An 18,959-nucleotide genomic window follows, 5' to 3' on the forward strand; every position below is an offset into this window, starting at 1 on the left:
GCTGGCCGAACAAGACGAGGAGTGGATGACCGCAAAAATCTACCTGAACATGAAGCCTTGACCCGACGCTATTGCGCAACAACACAGAACCAAAATCGAAATTTACAGAATAGATGTTGCTTTATCGACGAAACCAAAATCACCGCAAAACCCACAATGTTCTGAGCGTTGATTGTTTCTGACAGGAATAGTACCGAAAAGAAAACACCGAATATCGGGGTCAAACAAAGCAAAATGGCCGACAAACTGGTAGGTATATATTTCATGCCCAGTAAGTAAAAGTAGAACGACATCCCATAAGCAAGGGCACCGGACGACACGGAATAGACGTTGAACTGATTAACATGCGGGGAAAACTCGCCTCGCAACACCAAATAGCCTATGACCAGAGCGGTGCAGTAGCTTAATTGCCAAAATAGTAGCGATTCCGCACTGTTCTTTTCACCCACAATGCGTGACGATAGGGTGACATAAATCGCTGCAAAGAGAGTACCGATCAGAACGAGGTAGTCCCCCGAGTTGATCGATACCCCGGCCAAAATATTCTCTTTGGTGGTTACAAGTATGGCACCGATGGTTGACAGGGCACCCCAGAAGAGCGTGCGGGACGAGGCCCGGCCTCGAAAGAATAGGAACGACAGGCCAATGATCATCAGGCCTTCCATCGACTGAAGGATCGTCGCGTTGATTGCGCTCGTTCGCCCAAGTCCGACCAGAACCAGATAAAACGCTATGCCAGGTTCCAATATGCCAAGCCAACCGTGCTTCCATTCTCGAAGGGATAGTTTGCCGCCGATCAGCGTCACAATGAGAATGCAGGCCCAAGCGGAGATGAGCTGAACAACAAACAGGCTGTTCTCGTCTGCACTACTTAGACTGCGTTTGCTAAGCACCATCCCGCCTCCCCAGCAAAGCGTTGCCAGGATGGTCAGCAGGATTCCTTTTCGTTCATCGGTGTACGACTTCACTGGCGTACCTCAATAAATCAGATCGGGCGAGTTGATGGCGCGTATCGGAGGAAACGGATTGAAATACACCGCCTCATCGTCGACTGGATATCCATGGAACATGCCAAAGCCGATCGATCCAAGTTGATACTGGCGAGCAGTGAAATACTCTATCGTCAATGATTTCCAATCCTCGACGGAAGGGTCACCCACCGTAGTCGGCACCTCAGTCAAGTAGCGCGGAATCAAAATATCCGTGTGGTAGCGTGCGGAGTAGTTTGCGATTGAGAAATTCTCGGGTACCGTGCTTGGTCGCTCGCCGAAGGGACAAGTATTTTTCGCGTCGATATTGTGGCAACTTGTTGATGACAGATCCCTCTCTCCGATTCCACCATTTCCAATCGACTGCCACGCAAACTTTCGAATCTCAGTCACCGCATCTTCGACGTCTTTGAACATGCCCTGGTTGACCATATTGTTCGCATAGTGACCGACGGCATTGACGGAAATGGCCACACCACCAGGGAGTCGGCGGTCGTGATTGGACGTCAAATGAGCAATTGTGTGAAAAATGTTGACACCCGCTTTGAATAGATACAACTTCTCATCTATGTTGAGCGGGGCGGCTTCGGTATAAATGACATCGGGTTGGATCGCTCCAAACTCATGAAAAATAAACTCCGAAAATTTGGTGAAAATTTGCAGCAGGCTGCTTGATGGCGGGATGCGGCTAAGCTTTTCAACGTTCAAAAAATAGAGTGCCGCATCGCTTTCCCCGCGCCTACATTGGTCTTTCCAATCGCGTCGGCACTGCCTGAAATATTTCTGGAGATAGGCATCACCTTGTGCAACATCCTGCTCGTCAACGATGAAGGCGGATATCTGGATTCCACGCTTCTTGGCCGATCCCAAGCGTCCAATGATGCAAGGCTGTGATTTTTTTGCCCAATTGAACAACAATTCTCTCTTCTCAGTTTTATCATTCGTTGAGAAAAGTTTTTCGTTTGCTTCATCGATATCCACCCCGTACGATGCCTTCTCGGGATCATGGCAAGGTGCAGTTTCTATCAGTTCAAATAGTTGCATGGATTTCCCCTGTTGACAGTCGACCTTTAGCTAACTGACTATGAATTTTGAATGTTTTCGATAGGAACATAAAATCACTGTGTTAAGCCTCGTTGGCATGGAACCATTCGTTAATTTTTAGTACTGTTGATTTGAAATTTCCCCATGCAACACTTTGCATGAACGGCTAAATCCAGTAGCGAGTTGGCTAAGAATTTCGATTACGCAACTTGAGTGTCAAAATTGCCTTGACCAACGTTAAATCAATTACTCATTAAAAAATCAAGCCTTCACAAAATGGCAATTTTTCTAACGGCACGTTAGTTTTCCTAACGCAGCAACGCCCAACGCCTTCTGATCCATAGCATTCACACCCCGCTGCAGTCGCAGCTTCTACGTGAGTGCCTTCATGAGTCATGCGACATCTACTTTTCCACAAACCTCCAATACACCAGCCGCATTACCCAATTTCGAGCAACTCGTCTCCAAAGATTTGCAGCAAATAAGGCAAGGCCTGGATTACATAGGCCGAGACAAGGCAACCCTGTTTCAAACCTCTGTGTTTCGTTCGGTGCTCCACATCGCGTTTGACTGGGCATGCCTATTTGTCGCGTTATGGGTGGTCATGCAGTGGGGGAGGTGGGCGGTGCCTGCTTCTTTGCTTATGGTGGGCAACAGGCAGCGTGCGCTGGGCAATGTGTTGCACGACTGCGGTCACCGCAATATCAGTCGGCGGGCGCAGGTGAACGACCTCATTGCACGCATCCTGGTGGCCCCCTTGTTATTTACCGACTTTGAGCATTACCGAAAGACACACCTGGCACACCACATGCACTTGGGGCATCCGCAGCATGACCCGGACTACATGCCAACCGCCGGGGCAAACAGAAACTGCTGGCGCGAAACCTTCCACGCCAATCTGCTCAGTCCACGCCTGTGGGTCAGCACGCTGGTGGGGGACTTTGCCAAACCATTGAGTGTGCAGAAATTGCTGTACATAGCGCTGTGGTGGATTGGGCTTTTGGTCTGCATTGGCTTCATCGCAGGACTGCAAACCACTGGCGTTTTTGTTGCGCTGTGGTTGGCGGCCAGAGCGACTGTCTTCTTTCTCATCACCCTGTTTCGTGAAATGTGTGACCATTTCGGCAGAACGCCCGGTGGCATTTTTCAGTTCTCACGCGACATCACGGCACGCGGTGTTCTGCGCTACATGGTTCACCCCAAAAACAACGGCTACCACCTGACCCATCACCTGCTGCCCACGGTGCCTTACTACCACCTGCCCGCAGCCCATCAGGCCTTGTTGAAGCTGACCGTGTTTCAGCAACACGCTTGCATTTGCACCAGCTACCTGTTTGGCCAACAAGCCGTTGTTCGCGCCTGACTGACCATGAATCACGATCCTATGAACGCACGTTTATCCACTGGTCTTTCTGCCTTGCAGGTAGCAACCCTGCTGGTTTCAGCCAGCTACGGCATTGGCTTTTTGTTTGGCAGTGGCGAAGTCGCCCTGCAATGGGGAATGGCGGGCAGCATTTATGCCATGGTCACGGCGCTGGGCATTGCGGTGCTGGCGTTTGCCGCTCCACAGCTTTGGCGCAGTGGCTTGCAAATTTGGCAGGTGCTTGGTGCAGCCTATGGTGTAAAAGTCAGCACGCTGGTGGCCTTGCTCTCGGTGGTCTGGATGAGTGGCGTGTTGGCGGCGCAAATCCATGGTGGGGTGGCGGTGGTCAAGCTGATGGGCTTGCCGACATTGCCTGCCTATGCCTTGATGCTGGTGCTGATTTTTGCAGCATCCAGAATGCACCTGGCGCTGGCCGCCAAGGTGTTTGCCATGTGTCTTGCTGCCAGCAGCCTGCTGCTGCTGTACGCCTTGTTTTCTGTCCATGGTGTGCCGGTGCTTCTTGAAGCGGTGCCGTCTTTTGCGGCTGATTTGCCGCGCATACCTTGGGTGCGCCTGTGGGTGATCATCCTGGCCATTGCGCCGCTGGTGGTCACGGGGGCGGACTACCAGCAATTTGTCATGCTAGCCAAAAGCCCGCGTGCAGCCGCGCTGGGTTGTTTGATGGCCGCAGGTTTTTTGTTCTTGTTTGGATTTTTGCCCGCTGCGGTGGTGGTGGCGTATCAAAATGGGCCATCAGCAGCGCAGCCTGCCAGTGGCAACCAGATCATGCCTTTCATCATGGCGGGGGTGGCTCAACGATTGGCCGCAGGGTATGGGTGGGTGGTGCTGGCTGGGCTGCTGACGGCGGCTTTGGGCTCGGCGGCTGCCATCGTTAGGGCCATGAGTTCAGCCACGTTGAGTGCCATCGGTTCAGCGCGCCGCCCCGTCGCGGTGCATCTGGCGATGGTGCTGCTGGGCGGGCTGATTGCCTCACGGGGGCAGGCCATCATTGACACCATGGTGGCTTTGAACATTGTGTATCTGGGGGCTATTGGCGTGGTGTTTGTGGCGCTATTGACGCGCTGGCAAATCCCCGCTCAAGGTGCCTGGTTGGCCATGCTGGCTGGCTTTTCTGCATCCTTGATCGGTTACCTGCTTGGTTGGGCCGGGCTTACCACGCTGGATGCCGATTTGTTGTCGCTGGTGGCCGGGGTGCTGGCATCACTTCTGGTGGTTGGGTGGTATGCCGCTGTTGCTCGGCTCAGGCCGGTTGATCCAGCATCTTGCGTGCGTGTGCCGTGATGGTTTGCGTCATGGCCTGCGCCAAGGGCAGCTCCATCTGCCAGTGGTGCCAGTACAAAGGCACGCTCACCTTGCAACTGGGAGTGAGTTCGACCAATTGCCCTGTTTCCAGCAGCGGTGCAATCCGTAGGCCAGGTGCCATGGCGTAGCCCAATCCGGCGCAAATGCCATCCAGCAAAGCCGTGGGTGAGGGCAAATAATGGCGCGTGTACTGGGCGACCTTGACCCCAAAGAGTTGTTCCAGGTACTGGTCATGCAGCGCATCTTTGCGGTCAAACAAGATGGCTGGTGCAGTAACCGCTGTGGTGATAGACATGCCGTTTGGGAAATACTTTTGCCTGAATTCAGGGGTGGCCACACACAGGTAATGCATGGCCCCCAGTGGTGTGGCTTCAAAGCCTGCAATAGCATTGGGTTCGCTGGAAACACAGCCCATCACCTCGCCCTTGGTCAGCCGGGCAAAGGTGTGGTCTTGGTCGTCGCTGATGATTTCCAGCGCGATTTTGAACTGGCCCAGCAGTTGCGCGACCAATGGCCCAAACCAAGTTGACAGAGAGTCGGCATTGACTGCCATGGCAATGGGCACCGGCGCGCGCTCTTGCGGCTTGGGCAAGATGGCGCTGATGGTGTCGTCTTCCAGGGTTTTGAGCGCCCTGATGTGGCGCAACAAAATGTCGCCCTTGCGGGTGGCAACGATGGGTTTTTCCCTGACCAATAAGATGGTTGACAAGGCATCTTCAAGCGCATTGATGCGTTGTGAAATGGCACCCCGCGTCACATGCAGCACCGTAGCGGCACGCTCAAAGCTGCCGTGCTGGACAACGGCAGAAAAAGCCTCCAATTGCGCGCGATCAAACATCGGATTCCTCTGGGTCTTTTGCCAAGACTCCCGTTGTTAATTTATCTCTGCAAGCTCGGGGCTTTCATGACCAGAGCTGCTTCGGTTATCCAAACTCGGGCGCTGTCATTTGCACAAATGACCACGAGGTATCGCTTGATTATGAGTGCTATTTGATTCATCAAGTCCTGCTCGTCCTTGCCTGTAGCTTTTTATTTAGCTGATGTGAATAAACAGGTTCTACCCCCCGTCTAATCTTCGCAAGTAACTATTAAATACATAGCATATTGAGGCTTTATCCGACTGTCATAAATCTTTCATGTTGACGAAGTCAACTACCCGGGTTGCACATCGTGTTCAAGCCCATGTGCCCAGGCTCCCAACTTGACTGACTGCTCTAGACATCTGTATGACAAGCGACATCCTAACAAGCGACTACCCCACGCGACCGGCATGGCTGGCGGTGCTGGCGCGCGCCACCCTGACCGAACTGGAAGACATGCTGCCTGCCGCGGGCGAGCTGCCTGAGCTCAAGCCCGTGCGAGCGCCGGAAATCGGCATGGTGATGCTGCGTGGCCGCGTCGGCGGCACCGGCAACCCCTTCAACCTGGGCGAGGCCAGCGTGGTGCGCTGCGCCGTGCGGCTGGGGAACGGCCCACTGGGCGTGTCTTACGCGCTGGGCCGCGACAAACGGCGGGCCGAACTGGCGGCGCTGTTTGACGCCTTGTTGCAAGACCCGCAGCACCACGACGACTTGCAGCGCGACCTCATCGCGCCACTGGCCTTGGGGCAGGCGCAGGCCCGGGCACAAAAGCAGCGCGACGTGGCCGGCTCCAAAGTCGAGTTTTTCACCTTCGTACGGGGTGAGGCATGAACGGCGCACAGACCCTGGCGCCCGGTTTGGCGGACGGCGTGCATGACAGCCAGCAGGCGTTTCGTGCGGTGTTGGACGCGCTGGCGCGGCCGGGACAAGTCCGCCGCTTCGGCCCCGCTCTGCCCGATGTGGCGCTGGGTGGCGCCATGGCCCGCTTGCTGCTGAGCCTGAGCGACGATGAAACCCCGGTGTGGTGGCAGCGCGCCGATGCGGGCTTGCAGCAATGGCTGCGTTTTCACACCGGTGCGGTGCTCGCCGAGCGGCCGGAGGTGGCCAGTTTTGCGGTGTTCACCGACATCCATCAGGGGTTCGCGCTGAGCGACTTCGCGGCGGGCACGGCGGCGGCGCCCGAGTTTTCCAGCACCCTGCTGATCGAACTGCCCGGTCTGGCCGATGGCCCGGCGCTGGAATGGCGCGGCCCCGGCATTCGGGACGTGCAGCGCGTCGGTCTGCAAGGCTTGCCCGATGACTTCTGGGCGCAGTGGCAAGCCAACCACGCGGCTTTCCCGCAGGGTGTTGACATTGTTTTTACCTGCGGCGAAGACGCGCTGGGCTTGCCCCGCACGACGCGGGTGCGCCGATTGGAAGGAGTCTAGGATGAAACCCCCACGCTCATCACTCTGTGTATTCACTGCCCCCCGAGGGGGCGCAGGCTTCCCTTGGGGCGGCCCGGCGGGAGCCTGATATGTATGTTGCAGTAAAAGGCGGCGCTGCCGCGATTGAAAGTTCCTGGCGCCTGCTGGAGGCCCAGCGCCGGGGCGACACCGCGATCACAGAACTGTCGGTGGCGCAGATCCGCGCACAGCTCTCGCTGGCGGTGGACCGGGTGATGAGCGAAGGCTCGCTGTATGACCCCGAACTGGCGGCGTTGGCCATCAAGCAGGCCAGCGGCGACCTGATGGAGGCCATCTTCCTGCTGCGCGCCTACCGCACCACCTTGCCGCGCCTGGGCTACAGCGAGCCGCTGGACACCGCGCGCATCGCACCGGTGCGGCGCATCTCGGCCACGTTCAAGGAGGTACCGGGCGGCCAGCTGCTGGGGCCGACCTACGACTACACCCAGCGCCTGCTTGACTTTGCGCTGCTGGCCGAAGGCGAAGACACCGGCCACTCGCCCGCTGCCAGCGACACCCCGCCGGACTGCCCTGCCAAGGCGTCCACAGACCAGCCGGAAAAGTGTCTCGCCCTTGAGACGCCATCGGCCACCGTGCCCCGCATCAACGAGCTGCTGGCGCGCGAAGGCCTGCTGGAAACACCGCAACCCTTTGATGCGGCGCCACCGGGCGACCTGACCCGTGATCCGCTGATGTTCCCCGCCGACCGCGCCCTGCGTCTGCAGGCGCTGGCGCGGGGCGATGAAGGCTGGCTGCTGGCGATGGGCTACTCGACCCAGCGCGGTTACGCCAACTCACACCCGTTTGCCGGCGAGATTCGGCGTGGCTTTGTCAGTGTGGAACTGGTGCCGGACGAGCTGGGTTTTGCCGTCGACATTGGTGATTTGGAGATCACCGAGTGCCAGATGATCAACCAGTTCAGCGGCAGCCGCGAGGTGCCGCCGCAGTTCACCCAGGGTTACGGCCTGGCCTTTGGCGGCGCCGAGCGCAAGACCATGGCCATGGCGCTGGTGGACCGTGCCCTGCGCGCCGACGAACTGGGCGAGCCGCGCGTGGCCCCGGCGCAGGACGAGGAGTTTGTGCTGTCACACGCCGACAACGTCGAGGCCTCGGGTTTTGTGCAGCACTTGAAGCTGCCGCACTACGTGGACTTTCAGGCCGAACTGGAGCTGGTGCGCAAGCTGCGCGCCGCCCATGCCGAAGTCGCACGTGACAAACCTGTCACACCCGTTCACCCTGAGCCCGTCGAAGGGCTTCGACAAGCTCAGCCCGAACGGGCGGATGTCTCGGTTTTCGGAAATAGCAATATACGCACCCAGCAAGAGGCAGCATGACGGATCAACATTACAACTTTGCCTTTCTGGACGAGCGCACCAAGAAACACATTCGGCGCGCCCTGCTCAAGGCGGTGGCGGTGCCGGGCTACCAGGTGCCCTTCGGCTCGCGCGAGATGCCTTTTGCCTATGGCTGGGGCACGGGTGGCGTGCAGATCACGGCCAGCATCATCGGCTTGAATGACGTGCTCAAGGTGATCGACCAGGGCTCGGACGACACCACCAATGCGGTCAACATCCGGCGCTTCTTCGCCCGCACCACCGGCGTGACGACGACCGAGCAAACGCGTGAGGCCACGCTGATCCAGACGCGCCACCGCATCCCGGAGGCGCCTCTCACCGAGTCGCAAACGCTGGTCTACCAAGTACCCATGCCCGAGCCACTGTCCAAGCTGGAACCCCGTCGGCGTGAGACCATCAAGATGCACGCGCTCAGTGAATATGGGCTGATGCATGTGCGCCTGTACGAAGACATTGCGCAGCTCGGCGCCATCTCGCACGCCTATGACTACCCCGTCATGGTCAACGAGCGCTACCTGATGTCGCCCTCGCCCATCCCCAAATTCGACAACCCCAAGATGCACATGAACCCGGCCCTGCAACTCTTTGGCGCCGGTCGCGAAAAGCGTCTCTACGCGATCCCGCCCTACACGCCGGTGCGCAGCCTGGATTTTGAGGACCACCCGTTTGAGGTGCAGCGCTGGGACCACGCCTGTGCGCTGTGCGGCGCCAGCGAGAGTTATCTGGACGAGATGATCGTGGACGACGCGGGCAGCCGCCTGTTCGTCTGTTCGGACAGCGACTATTGCGAGGAGCGGCGCGACGCCGGCCATGTGGGTACGCAGCAGGCCGTGACTTTGCACGATGCCTTGGTCACGCCGGCCGACGCCATCACGCCAACCCAGCAGGAGGCCGCATGAAACCGAACGTGTTGTTGTCGGCGCGCCGGGTCGGCAAGGCCTTTGTGCACCAGGGCCAGCCGCGCTGGGCCTGCCGCGACGTGAGTTTTGATCTCTACCCCGGCGAGGTGCTGGCGGTGGTGGGAGAGTCCGGCTCGGGCAAAAGCACGCTCTTGCGCCTGCTGGCGGCGCGCCTGGCTTGCGACGAAGGCTCTGTGCACTACGACGTGCGCGCCGAGTCCCCTGAAAAATCCGCGAACGAGTCCACGGGCCTGGTAGATCTGGCGGCGTTGTCGGAGGCGCGCTTGCGCTGGCTGGCGCGCACCGATTGGGGTTTTGTCGAGCAGCATGCCAGAGATGGCCTGCGCATGAACGTCTCGGGTGGCGCCAATGTGGGCGAGCGCCTGATGGCCCTGGGGGCCAGGCACTATGGCCATCTGCGCAGCGAAGCGAGCTCGTGGATGCAACGCGTGGAGCTGGACACCGGCCGCATGGACGACCTGCCGGCCACCTACTCGGGCGGCATGCAGCAGCGCCTGCAGATTGCCCGCAACCTGGTGACGCACCCGCGCCTGGTGTTCATGGACGAACCCACCACGGGTCTGGACGTCTCCGTGCAAGCCCGCCTGTTGGACCTGCTGCGCGAGCTGGTGGACGAGTTGCAGCTGGCCGCCGTGGTCGTCACGCACGACCTGGCGGTGGCGCGCCTGCTGGCGCAGCGCATGCTGGTGATGAAGGATGGTCAGGTGGTCGAGCAGGGCCTGACCGACCGCGTGCTGGACGACCCCCAGCATCCCTATACCCAATTGCTTGTTTCCTCGGTACTGACACCATGACCGCTCTCATTGAAACTATTTCTCTGTCCAAAACCTTCACGCTGCACGGGCGCGGCGGCCTGCAACTGCCGGTGTTTGCCGGCATTGACTTGAGTGTGCAAGCCGGCGAATGCCTGGCGCTGACCGGGCATTCCGGCAGCGGCAAAAGCTCCTTGCTGCGCTGCCTGTACGGCAACTACGCTGCCAGCAGCGGCGAGGTGCGCATTCGCCATTCAGGCGATTGGGTCAGCCTGTCCAGCGCCGCGCCGCGTGAAGTGTTTGAGGTGCGTCGCCGGACGCTGGGTTATGTCTCGCAGTTTTTACGCGTGATCCCGCGTGTCTCGACGCTCGACATCGTGGCCGACCCGCTGCGCCGGCTCGGTGTCAGTGCCGAAGAGGCCCGCGCACAGGCCGCGCAGTGGCTGCAACGCCTGAACCTGCACGAGCATTTGTGGCATTTGCCACCGGCCACCTTCTCGGGCGGCGAGCAGCAGCGCGTCAACATCGCCCACGGCATGATCACCGCCCCGCCGGTGCTGCTGCTCGATGAGCCCACCGCCTCTCTGGATGCGGACAACCGGCGCGTGGTGGTGGAACTGATTCATACAGCCCGCGCGCAGGGCAGTGCCATCGTCGGCATCTTTCACGACGACGAAGTGCGCGCGGCCGTGGCCACGCGCTGCTTTGACGTCGAGCAACACCGAAACCCGGTCTGATATTCAAGGAACACGTTTTATGAAGCAACGCATTTTCCGCAACGCCCGCATCGTCACCGCCGACGACGAATTCACCGGCTGCTTGACGGTTGAAGACGGCATCATCCGCAGCATGGACAGCGGCAACACATCCGTGCCCGGCGCCGAAGACTGGGCTGGCGACTGGCTGCTGCCCGGCCTGGTCGAGGTGCACACCGACAACCTGGAGAAGCACCTGTCACCCCGCCCCGGCGTGTTGTGGAATGCCCACTCGGCCATGACGGTGCACGATGCACAGTGCGCGGCCGCGGGCATCACCACCGTGCTGGACTCGGTGGTGATCGGCGACCTGGACGACGACGGCACACGCAGCCAAACGCAGCACACGTCCATCGCCGCGCTGCATCAATGCCATGAAGAAGGCCTGATGCGGGTCGAGCACCTGCTGCACCTGCGCTGCGAACTCTCCGCGCCCGACATGCTGGAGGTGTTTCACGAATACGCCGACGACTCGCTGCTGGCACTGGTGAGCATGATGGACCACACGCCGGGCCAGCGCCAGTGGCGCGACCTGAAGAGCTACCGTCGCTACACCGAGCGCAATGGCAGCTACAACGACACCGAGTTCGCGGCCATGATTGCGCAGCGCAAGGCCGACCAGCAGGCCTTCTCGCTGCCACACCGGGTGGAAATTGTGCGTGAATGCCAGGCCCGCGGCCTGCCTTTGGCCAGCCACGACGACACCTTGCTCAGCGACATTGTCCAAGCCGTTGCAGAGGGCGTGGCGATGTCGGAGTTCCCGACCACGGTGGCGGCGGCGCAGGCGGCGCGTGCGGCGGGCATGGCCATCATCATGGGCGGGCCCAATATGGTCAAGGGCGGCTCGCACTCGGGCAATGTGTCGGCCGCCGAGCTGGCGCAGCTCGATTTGCTGGACATTTTTTCATCCGACTACGTGCCCAGCAGCCTGCTGCTGGCCACTTTCATGCTCGGGCAGCTGGAGGGCTGGACGCTGCCCAAAGCGGTGCGCACCGTCACGGTCAATCCGGCGCGGGCGATTCGCTTGCAAGACCGTGGCGACGTGGCAGTGGGCCAGCGTGCCGACCTGCTGCGTGTGCGCATGAACCGCGTCGGCATGCCCGTGGTGCTGGAAACCTGGCTGGCTGGCAAACGGGCTTTCTGAAACCTTGCGGGACAGACCGCAGCTCGCGCGTTGTGAGCCAGCTCTGTCCTCAACTGATCAAAGGTATTCACCATGCACTACACCCACATCGACGCCCATAACCTGCCACCCCCTGCCAACTTGGGGCTGGCGCCGGCCCTGTCGGCCAGCGCCATCGTGCGCGACTGCCGTTTCGGCCGCTACACGCAGGTCGGCGAACAGACGCGCATGGAAGACTGCTTGCTCGACGATTACGCCTACGTTCAGCACTACTGCGACCTGATGTCGACCGATATAGGCAAGTTCGCCAACATTGCGAACATGGCGCGCATCAACCCCGGCTTTCACCCGATGGAGCGGCCCACGCTGCACCACTTCACCTACCGGCCCACGATGTACGGCATGGACACGCAGGACGATGCCGACTTCTTTGCCTGGCGCCGCCGGCAACGGGTGGTGATTGGGCACGACACCTGGATCGGCCACGGTGCGGTGATCATGCCGGGGGTGCGCATTGGCAACGGGGCCGTGGTCGGCAGCAACTCGGTGGTGACCAGGGATGTGGCGCCTTACGCCATCGTCGCCGGTGCGCCGGCCAAGGTGATCCGCCAGCGTTTTCCCCGTGCCATTGCCCAAGCCCTGGAAGCCACCGCCTGGTGGGACTGGGACCACGACACGCTAAGCGAGCGCATGCCCGATTTCAAGGACATGCGGTGTTTCCTGGCGAAATACGCGCCTTGAGCTAGTGCCCTGAGAACCCGGGCACCGGTGTCGGGCTCGGAAGGAGCGCTAAAGATTCGCTTAACTAATTGCTTTTTTGGGTGTTCCCGACTACATTAAAGATGCATAATTAATACCTCTTTAAAGGACAAACCATGTCTACATCCTTCGCTACCACCATTGACCTGCGCCGGGTCGCGCCGCCCGCGCGCCATTCGCTGATATTCAGCAGCTTTTCAGATTTGCTGCCGGGCCAGTCGCTGGAACTGATCAACGACCACGACCCGCAGCCCCTGAATGAGCAGTTTCAGATGCGTTCCCCAGGTGTTTTTAGCTGGAGCTACCTTGAAAAAGGTCCGCAGGTGTGGCGGGTTCAAATCGGCAAGAATGCCGCCAGCGCTGTGTCCGGCGCATCCGACAGTTGCTGCTCGGGTGGCGCCTGCTGCGGCTGAGTCCCACAAGGCGCCTCATACCCAGTGCAGTCGGCCTAAGGCCCATCCAATTGACCTACATCATTGGACTTGGCAGCAAGGTCTGATACCCTTGCGCCTTTAGATTTGTCGGCCTTTTTGGGGCGGACAGCGATGCACCGGTTAAAGGTGGTCCACAATCCCACAACCATGATGAATACCATTTTGGACAACTCCCTTGTTCCCCCGCTGGCTGCGCCTGTTGCCGCGTCGATGGAGCTGGTCTGCCCCGCTGGCAGCCTGCCCGCGCTCAAAGCAGCGGTGGACAACGGCGCAGACTGTGTTTACCTCGGCTTTCGCGATGCCACCAACGCGCGCAATTTTGCCGGTCTGAACTTTGACGAAGCCGCCATTGAGACCGGCATTCGCTACGCCCATGACCGGGGCCGCAAGGTGTTTGTGGCGCTTAACACCTACCCGCAGGCCGCCAAAGCTGAGCTCTGGCAACGCGCGGTCGACCGCGCCGCGCACAGCGGGGTCGATGCCGTGATCTTGGCCGACCCCGGCATGATGGCTTACGCCGTCAAACACCAGCCGCAACTGCGCCTGCATTTGTCGGTGCAGGGCTCGGCCACCAACTACGAAGCGCTCGATTTTTATTACCAGCACTTTGGTATTGCGCGCGCCGTGCTGCCGCGCGTGCTCTCGCTCACGCAGGTGGAGCAGGTGCTGGAGAAAACCCCGGTCGAGATCGAGGTCTTTGGCTTTGGCAGCCTGTGCGTGATGGTGGAGGGGCGCTGTGCGCTCTCAAGCTATGTGACCGGCGAAGCCCCCAACACCAATGGCGTGTGCTCACCGCCCAAAGCGGTGCGCTGGGTCGAAACGCCGCAGGGCCGCGAGTCGCGCCTGAACGGCGTCTTGATTGACCGCTACGCCACGGGCGAAAACGCCGGTTACCCCACGCTGTGCAAAGGCCGTTTTGATGTCGGTGATGAAAAAAACTATTACGCCATTGAAGAGCCCACGAGCTTGAACACCCTGTCCTTGTTGCCCGAGCTGATGCGTATCGGCGTGCGTGCCATCAAGATCGAGGGCCGCCAGCGCAGTCCGGCCTATGTGGCGCAAGTCACCAAAGTGTGGCGCGAGGCGATTGACAGTTGCCGCGCCAACCCGCAGCTTTATGCCGCCAAACCCGCCTGGATGAGCAGCCTGGACAAAGTGGCCGAAGGCCAACAGCACACGCTGGGCGCCTACCACCGGCCATGGAAATGAAGGACGCACGAAAAGCCGCCCCAGCGTCGTTGCGCTGTCTTGTCGTACGTTCCGTACTGTCTACGGCAGCGCGCCTAGCTGGGACGGCTTTTCGTACGTCCTCAACATATTGAACTTCAAGATGAAATTAGCTTTAGGTCCGATCCTGTACTACTGGCCGCGCGACGAGGTGCTGGCTTTTTATGACGCCGTGGCGCAGTCGCCGGTTGACATCGTCTACCTGGGCGAAGCGGTGTGCTCGCGCCGCCACGAGGTACGGCTGAATGACTGGCTGGACATTGCCGCTGCGCTGCGTGATGCGGGCAAAGAGGTGGTGCTGTCGACCCAGGTGCTGATCGAGTCCGGCGCCGATGTGACGGTGTTGCACAAGATCACCGCCAACGGTCAATTCATGGTCGAAGCCAACGACATGGGCGCGGTGCATTGCCTGGAAGGCAAAGCTTTTTTTGTCGCAGGGCCGCACCTGAACATCTACAACGTGCCGACGCTGCAATGGATGGCGGCTTTGGGCATCAAGCGCTGGGTGATGCCGCTGGAGATGGGGCGCGATGATCTGGCGCTGCTGCTGGCCGGTTGCCCGCCAGGCGTGCAAACCGAGGTGTTTGCCTATGGCCGCATGCCGCTGGCGTTTTCTGCCCGCTGTTTCACCGCGCGCCACTGCAATTTGCCCAAGGACGACTGCCAGTTCAAATGTATTGAGCACCCGGATGGTTTGGTGATGCGCACGCGCGAGAGCGAAGAGTTCCTGGTACTTAATGGCATCCAGACCCAATCGGCCCGCGTGCACAACCTGTTGGCGGAGTTGCCGGCCATGCGGGACATGGGCGTGGATGTGGTGCGTATCAGCCCGCAGTCGCAGCATACGGTGCGCATTGTTGAGCTGTTTCAAGCGGTGATCCAGGGCCAGACGGGCGTGACTGCGGCCAGCACTGAACTGGCCGCGCTGATGCCAGAAAAAGCCTGCAACGGCTACTGGTACGGCCAGCCGGGACTGGAGCAGGTCGCTGCCACCCCGGAACAGGTGTCCTAGCTATTCAAGGAATTCAAGATGAGCGCAAAACCGTTGCTGATTCCCACCCCGCTGGGGGCCATGTTGGGGCGCTTGCCCGCCTACCCCGGCTCCCTGCTCTTTGTAACCGGGCTCAATCTGGCGCTGAGCAAACAATTGGCCCCTGACGTCACGCAGATGTTGCTGGGCAAAAAACTGCGCCTGCGCGTGACCGACGCGCAATGGGCGTTTGACTTTGAGTGGCGCAACAAGCGCTTTGTGACGTGCCAGAACGTGGGCGAGGCCGATCTCACCATCAGCGCCAGCGCACATGATTTCGTGCTGCTGGCACGTCGCCAGGAAGACCCCGACACGCTGTTCTTCAGCCGCCGCCTGGCCATGGAAGGCGATACCGAGCTGGGCCTGCTGGTCAAAAACACCATTGATGCCATCGAGCTGCCGATGGTGAATCTGGAGCCCTTCAAGCCGGCACAGGTGCTGGCACGACTGCGCGCCCGCTGGACGCTACGGCAATCCCATTGAAGCGCATCATCGTCGCCATCTCGGGTGCCAGCGGCGCCGTTTATGGTGTGCGCTTGTTGCAGATGTTGCGTGGCATGCAAGGCGTGCAGACCCACTTGACGGTGTCCGAGACCGGTTGGCTCAACGTGCAGCAAGAGCTGGACATGACGCGCGCCGAGGTGCAAGCCTTGGCCGACGTGTTTTACCCGGTGCAAAACGTGGGGGCAGCGATTGCCAGCGGCTCGTTTCAATGTGACGGCATGGTGGTGGCGCCCTGCGCCATGCGCACGCTGGCCGCCGTGGCGCTTGGTCTGTCCGACAACCTGATCACACGCGCGGCTGATGTGATGCTAAAAGAACGTCGCCGTTTGATTTTGATGGTGCGTGAAACACCGCTGAACCTGGCGCACCTGCGCAACATGACCAGCGTGACCGAGATGGGTGGCATCATCTTTCCACCCGTGCCGGGCTTCTATCACCGCCCACAGTCGATCAACGAGATGGTGGATCACAGCGTGAGCCGGGTCATTGATTTGCTGGGTCTGCCGCAGCCCGACGCGACGCGCTGGACGGGCCTGGCCTCGTAGATCGACAATTCCTCCGCTCCATTTCACCGCCCTCATCACAGCGCCTCAACACCATGGCCTACCGCGACCTCAGAGACTTCATCACCCAACTGGAACACCTGGGCGAACTCAAGCGCGTCCAGGCCGAGGTTTCGCCCTATCTGGAGATGACCGCCCTGTGCGACCGCACCTTGCGCGCGGGCGGCCCGGCCTTGCTGTTTGAAAACCCCACCGGGCATAACACGCCGGTGCTGGGCAACCTGTTTGGCACGACGCGCCGCGTTGCTTTGGGCATGGGCGTGAACGACGTGAGTGAGCTGCGCCAGTTTGGCCACGTGCTGGCCAGCCTCAAGGAGCCCGAAGCCCCCAAAGGTTTCAAGGAGCTGATGGGCCTGGGCAGCCTGGTCAAAACCCTGTGGGCCATGGCCCCCAAAGAGCTGCGCAGCGCACCGTGTCAGGAAATTGTCTGGGAGGGGGCGGACGTCGATTTGGCAAGGCTGCCGATTCAGCATTGCTGGCCCGGCGACGTGGCCCCGCTGATCACCTGGGGCCTGGTGATCACCCAAGGCCCCCACAAGGCACGACAAAACCTGGGCATTTACCGCCAACAGGTGCTGGCCCGCAACAAGGTCATCATGCGTTGGTTGGCCCAGCGCGGTGGCGCGCTGGATTTCAAAGAACACGCGGCCCTGAACCCCGGCCAGCCCTACCCGGTCTGCGTGGCCTTAGGTGCCGACCCGGCCACGATTCTGGGTGCCGTCACCCCGGTGCCCGACTCTTTGAGCGAATACCAGTTTGCCGGGTTGCTGCGTGGCAGCCGCACCGAGCTGGTCAAAGCCCTGGGCAGCGAGTTGCGCGTACCCGCCTTTGCCGAAATCGTGCTCGAAGGCCACATCTACCCGGACGCCACGCATGCCAGCGGTTTCGAGCACGCGCTGGAAGGCCCGTTTGGCGACCACACCGGCTATTACAACGAACAGGACTGGTTTCCGGTCTTCACCATCGACCGCATCACGCAGCGTCGCGACCCCATTTACCACTCGACTTACACCGGCAAGCCGCCCGATGAGCCCGCCATGCTGGCGCTGGCTTTGAATGAGCTGTTTGTGCCGCTGCTGCAACGCCAATACCCCGAGATCACCGACTTCTATCTGCCACCCGAGGGCTGCAGTTACCGCCTGGCCGTGGTGCAAATCAAGAAGTCCTACCCCGGCCACGCGCGCCGTGTCATGTTTGGCATCTGGAGCTTTCTGCGCCAGTTCATGTACACCAAGTTCATCGTGGTGGTCGATGACGACGTCAACATCCGCGACTGGAAGGACGTGATCTGGGCCATCACGACCCGGGTCGACCCGACGCGCGACACGCTCCTGGCTGACAGCACACCGATTGACTACCTGGACTTTGCCTCACCGGTGAGCGGCCTGGGCAGCAAGATGGGGCTGGACGCCACCAACAAATGGCCCGGGGAGACCAGCCGGGAATGGGGCCGGCCATTGACCATGAGTGCCGAGGTCACGGCCAGGGTGGAGCAGGTTTGGCAGACGCTGGGCCTGTGAGTCAAATTGGGCTCTGGCACTGGCCCGCTGCGGGTGGGGTCCTGATTCAACGATGCGATGAGCCGTGCGGATTTTGCGGATCCAGGTAGCGTTGCTTGAAGTACTGCCGAACGGTGTTCATGGCAGGACTCATGCTTGCGTCGGCGCGCCACGCCAAGCCCACATTCATACTGGGAATGCTCTCGACCGGCTTGATCGTCTCGATCCGCTTGCCTTCCAGGGACCAGGGGCGATAGACCATGTCAGACAAAATTGCCACCCCCAGGTCGTTGGCAACCAGGCTACGCACGGCTTCTATCGACTTGGTGTTCAAGGCGACGTTAGGCTCAAAGCCATGCAGATGCCAATACCGAAGAGCCGAGTCAGCAGCCTCATCCACCGTCAGCATGATGAAGGGCTCCTGCGCAATGTCGGCAAAGCTGACCTGCCGTTTTGCAGCAAAACGATGCTGCGGCGAAACCCACAAGCGACGCTGTGAGCTGAACAAAGTCTCGGTCTGAATGGCTGGGTTGCGCACATTGGACGTCAGCAGCATCGCCATGTCGTAGTTTTGCGCCAGCAAACCAGATTCAATCGTGTCTCGGTCAAGCTCGAGCATGCGAATGCGCAGCGCCGGGTACAGCAGCGACAAACGCTGCAGATGATCCGGCAAAAAGTAACCCATCACGGTGTAGGTGGCGGCAAGTGTCAGTTCCCCACTGACGGGCGCAATTTCCTGCGGCATGTTTCGCGCATCGTCCACGGCCGCCAAAATGGCGTAGGCGCGGGTCAAAAAATGTCTGCCGTTGTCGGTCAGCTCCATGCCGTGCGATTGACGAGTAAACAGCTTGTACCCCAGGCCTTCCTCCAGGTCGCGTATTGAAATGGTGACTGCCGATTGCGACACCGACAACTCAACGGCAGCACGGGAGATTTGCCCCAGCTCGGCCGTTGCCGCAAAGTATTTGATTTGTCGCAGTGAAAAACGCATCTCAAATCAACCGTAACGTTGTA

General features: G+C 60.0%; 20 protein-coding genes. 16 read left to right on the forward strand and 4 right to left on the reverse strand.

Annotation, left to right across the window (positions count from 1 at the left end; all coding sequences use genetic code 11):
• Positions 1-68: 68 nt before the first annotated feature.
• A complete protein-coding gene (locus WA157_RS16050; protein ID WP_422621918.1) occupies positions 69-968 on the reverse strand; it encodes a DMT family transporter in 900 nt (299 codons plus the stop codon).
• Positions 969-977: 9 nt separating this feature from the next.
• Positions 978-2,033: a hypothetical protein gene (locus tag WA157_RS16055; protein WP_422621919.1), complete on the reverse strand. Its 1,056-nt coding sequence runs from the start codon at positions 2,031-2,033 to the stop codon at positions 978-980.
• 625 nt (positions 2,034-2,658) lie between these two features.
• On the opposite strand from WA157_RS16055, the gene WA157_RS16060 reads away from it, so the two are divergent.
• Positions 2,659-3,396, forward strand: a complete 738-nt coding sequence (locus WA157_RS16060) for a fatty acid desaturase family protein (protein WP_422621920.1) — start codon at positions 2,659-2,661, stop codon at positions 3,394-3,396.
• Positions 3,397-3,417: 21 nt separating this feature from the next.
• Entirely contained in the window at positions 3,418-4,698 is a 1,281-nt protein-coding gene (locus WA157_RS16065; RefSeq protein ID WP_422621921.1) for a hypothetical protein, read from the forward strand.
• Here WA157_RS16065 and argP read toward each other — a convergent pair.
• Positions 4,658-5,557, reverse strand: coding sequence for an HTH-type transcriptional regulator ArgP (gene argP, locus WA157_RS16070; protein WP_422621922.1), 900 nt, complete (start codon positions 5,555-5,557; stop codon positions 4,658-4,660). The genes WA157_RS16065 and argP overlap by 41 nt on opposite strands.
• Before the next feature lie 388 nt (positions 5,558-5,945).
• Here argP and phnG point away from each other — a divergent pair, with 388 nt between their 5' ends.
• The 14 genes from phnG (at position 5,946) to ubiD (ending at position 17,966) form a co-directional block, all read left to right on the forward strand.
• On the forward strand, positions 5,946-6,410 hold the full coding sequence (gene phnG, locus WA157_RS16075) for a phosphonate C-P lyase system protein PhnG (RefSeq protein WP_422621923.1): 465 nt from the start codon (positions 5,946-5,948) through the stop codon (positions 6,408-6,410).
• Positions 6,407-7,006: a phosphonate C-P lyase system protein PhnH gene (gene phnH, locus WA157_RS16080; protein WP_422621924.1), complete on the forward strand. Its 600-nt coding sequence runs from the start codon at positions 6,407-6,409 to the stop codon at positions 7,004-7,006. Before phnG ends, phnH begins: the two co-directional genes overlap by 4 nt.
• Positions 7,007-7,095: 89 nt before the next feature.
• Positions 7,096-8,358 (forward strand): carbon-phosphorus lyase complex subunit PhnI, encoded by a 1,263-nt coding sequence (locus WA157_RS16085; RefSeq protein ID WP_422621925.1) that lies wholly within the window; start codon positions 7,096-7,098, stop codon positions 8,356-8,358.
• Positions 8,355-9,278 carry an alpha-D-ribose 1-methylphosphonate 5-phosphate C-P-lyase PhnJ gene (locus WA157_RS16090; protein WP_422621926.1) on the forward strand — a complete coding sequence of 308 codons (924 nt, stop codon included), beginning with the start codon at positions 8,355-8,357 and terminating at the stop codon, positions 9,276-9,278. Before WA157_RS16085 ends, WA157_RS16090 begins: the two co-directional genes overlap by 4 nt.
• On the forward strand, positions 9,275-10,093 hold the full coding sequence (gene phnK / locus WA157_RS16095; protein WP_422621927.1) for a phosphonate C-P lyase system protein PhnK: 819 nt from the start codon (positions 9,275-9,277) through the stop codon (positions 10,091-10,093). The genes WA157_RS16090 and phnK overlap by 4 nt, the downstream gene beginning before the upstream one ends.
• Positions 10,090-10,788 carry a phosphonate C-P lyase system protein PhnL gene (gene phnL / locus WA157_RS16100; RefSeq protein WP_422621928.1) on the forward strand — a complete coding sequence of 233 codons (699 nt, stop codon included), beginning with the start codon at positions 10,090-10,092 and terminating at the stop codon, positions 10,786-10,788. Before phnK ends, phnL begins: the two co-directional genes overlap by 4 nt.
• Positions 10,789-10,807: 19 nt before the next feature.
• Positions 10,808-11,950 carry an alpha-D-ribose 1-methylphosphonate 5-triphosphate diphosphatase gene (locus WA157_RS16105; RefSeq protein ID WP_422621929.1) on the forward strand — a complete coding sequence of 381 codons (1,143 nt, stop codon included), beginning with the start codon at positions 10,808-10,810 and terminating at the stop codon, positions 11,948-11,950.
• A 72-nt stretch (positions 11,951-12,022) separates the two neighbouring features.
• A complete protein-coding gene (locus WA157_RS16110; RefSeq protein ID WP_422621930.1) occupies positions 12,023-12,670 on the forward strand; it encodes a DapH/DapD/GlmU-related protein in 648 nt (215 codons plus the stop codon).
• 134 nt (positions 12,671-12,804) lie between these two features.
• On the forward strand, positions 12,805-13,101 hold the full coding sequence (locus WA157_RS16115) for a DUF2249 domain-containing protein (RefSeq protein WP_422621931.1): 297 nt from the start codon (positions 12,805-12,807) through the stop codon (positions 13,099-13,101).
• Positions 13,102-13,272: 171 nt separating this feature from the next.
• Positions 13,273-14,331, forward strand: a complete 1,059-nt coding sequence (ubiU, locus tag WA157_RS16120) for a ubiquinone anaerobic biosynthesis protein UbiU (protein ID WP_422621932.1) — start codon at positions 13,273-13,275, stop codon at positions 14,329-14,331.
• A gap of 121 nt (positions 14,332-14,452) precedes the next feature.
• Positions 14,453-15,361: a U32 family peptidase gene (locus WA157_RS16125; RefSeq protein WP_422621933.1), complete on the forward strand. Its 909-nt coding sequence runs from the start codon at positions 14,453-14,455 to the stop codon at positions 15,359-15,361.
• An 18-nt stretch (positions 15,362-15,379) separates the two neighbouring features.
• Positions 15,380-15,862 carry a ubiquinone anaerobic biosynthesis accessory factor UbiT gene (gene ubiT, locus WA157_RS16130; protein ID WP_422621934.1) on the forward strand — a complete coding sequence of 161 codons (483 nt, stop codon included), beginning with the start codon at positions 15,380-15,382 and terminating at the stop codon, positions 15,860-15,862.
• Positions 15,859-16,428, forward strand: coding sequence for a UbiX family flavin prenyltransferase (locus WA157_RS16135; protein ID WP_422621935.1), 570 nt, complete (start codon positions 15,859-15,861; stop codon positions 16,426-16,428). Before ubiT ends, WA157_RS16135 begins: the two co-directional genes overlap by 4 nt.
• A gap of 53 nt (positions 16,429-16,481) precedes the next feature.
• On the forward strand, positions 16,482-17,966 hold the full coding sequence (gene ubiD, locus WA157_RS16140; protein ID WP_422621936.1) for a 4-hydroxy-3-polyprenylbenzoate decarboxylase: 1,485 nt from the start codon (positions 16,482-16,484) through the stop codon (positions 17,964-17,966).
• 46 nt (positions 17,967-18,012) lie between these two features.
• On the opposite strand, the gene WA157_RS16145 is transcribed toward ubiD, so the two are convergent.
• Positions 18,013-18,936 (reverse strand): LysR family transcriptional regulator, encoded by a 924-nt coding sequence (locus WA157_RS16145; RefSeq protein ID WP_422621937.1) that lies wholly within the window; start codon positions 18,934-18,936, stop codon positions 18,013-18,015.
• Positions 18,937-18,959: the final 23 nt, after the last annotated feature.

Source organism: Rhodoferax ferrireducens (genome assembly GCF_049302455.1).
Lineage (GTDB): Bacteria > Pseudomonadota > Gammaproteobacteria > Burkholderiales > Burkholderiaceae_C > Rhodoferax > Rhodoferax ferrireducens_B.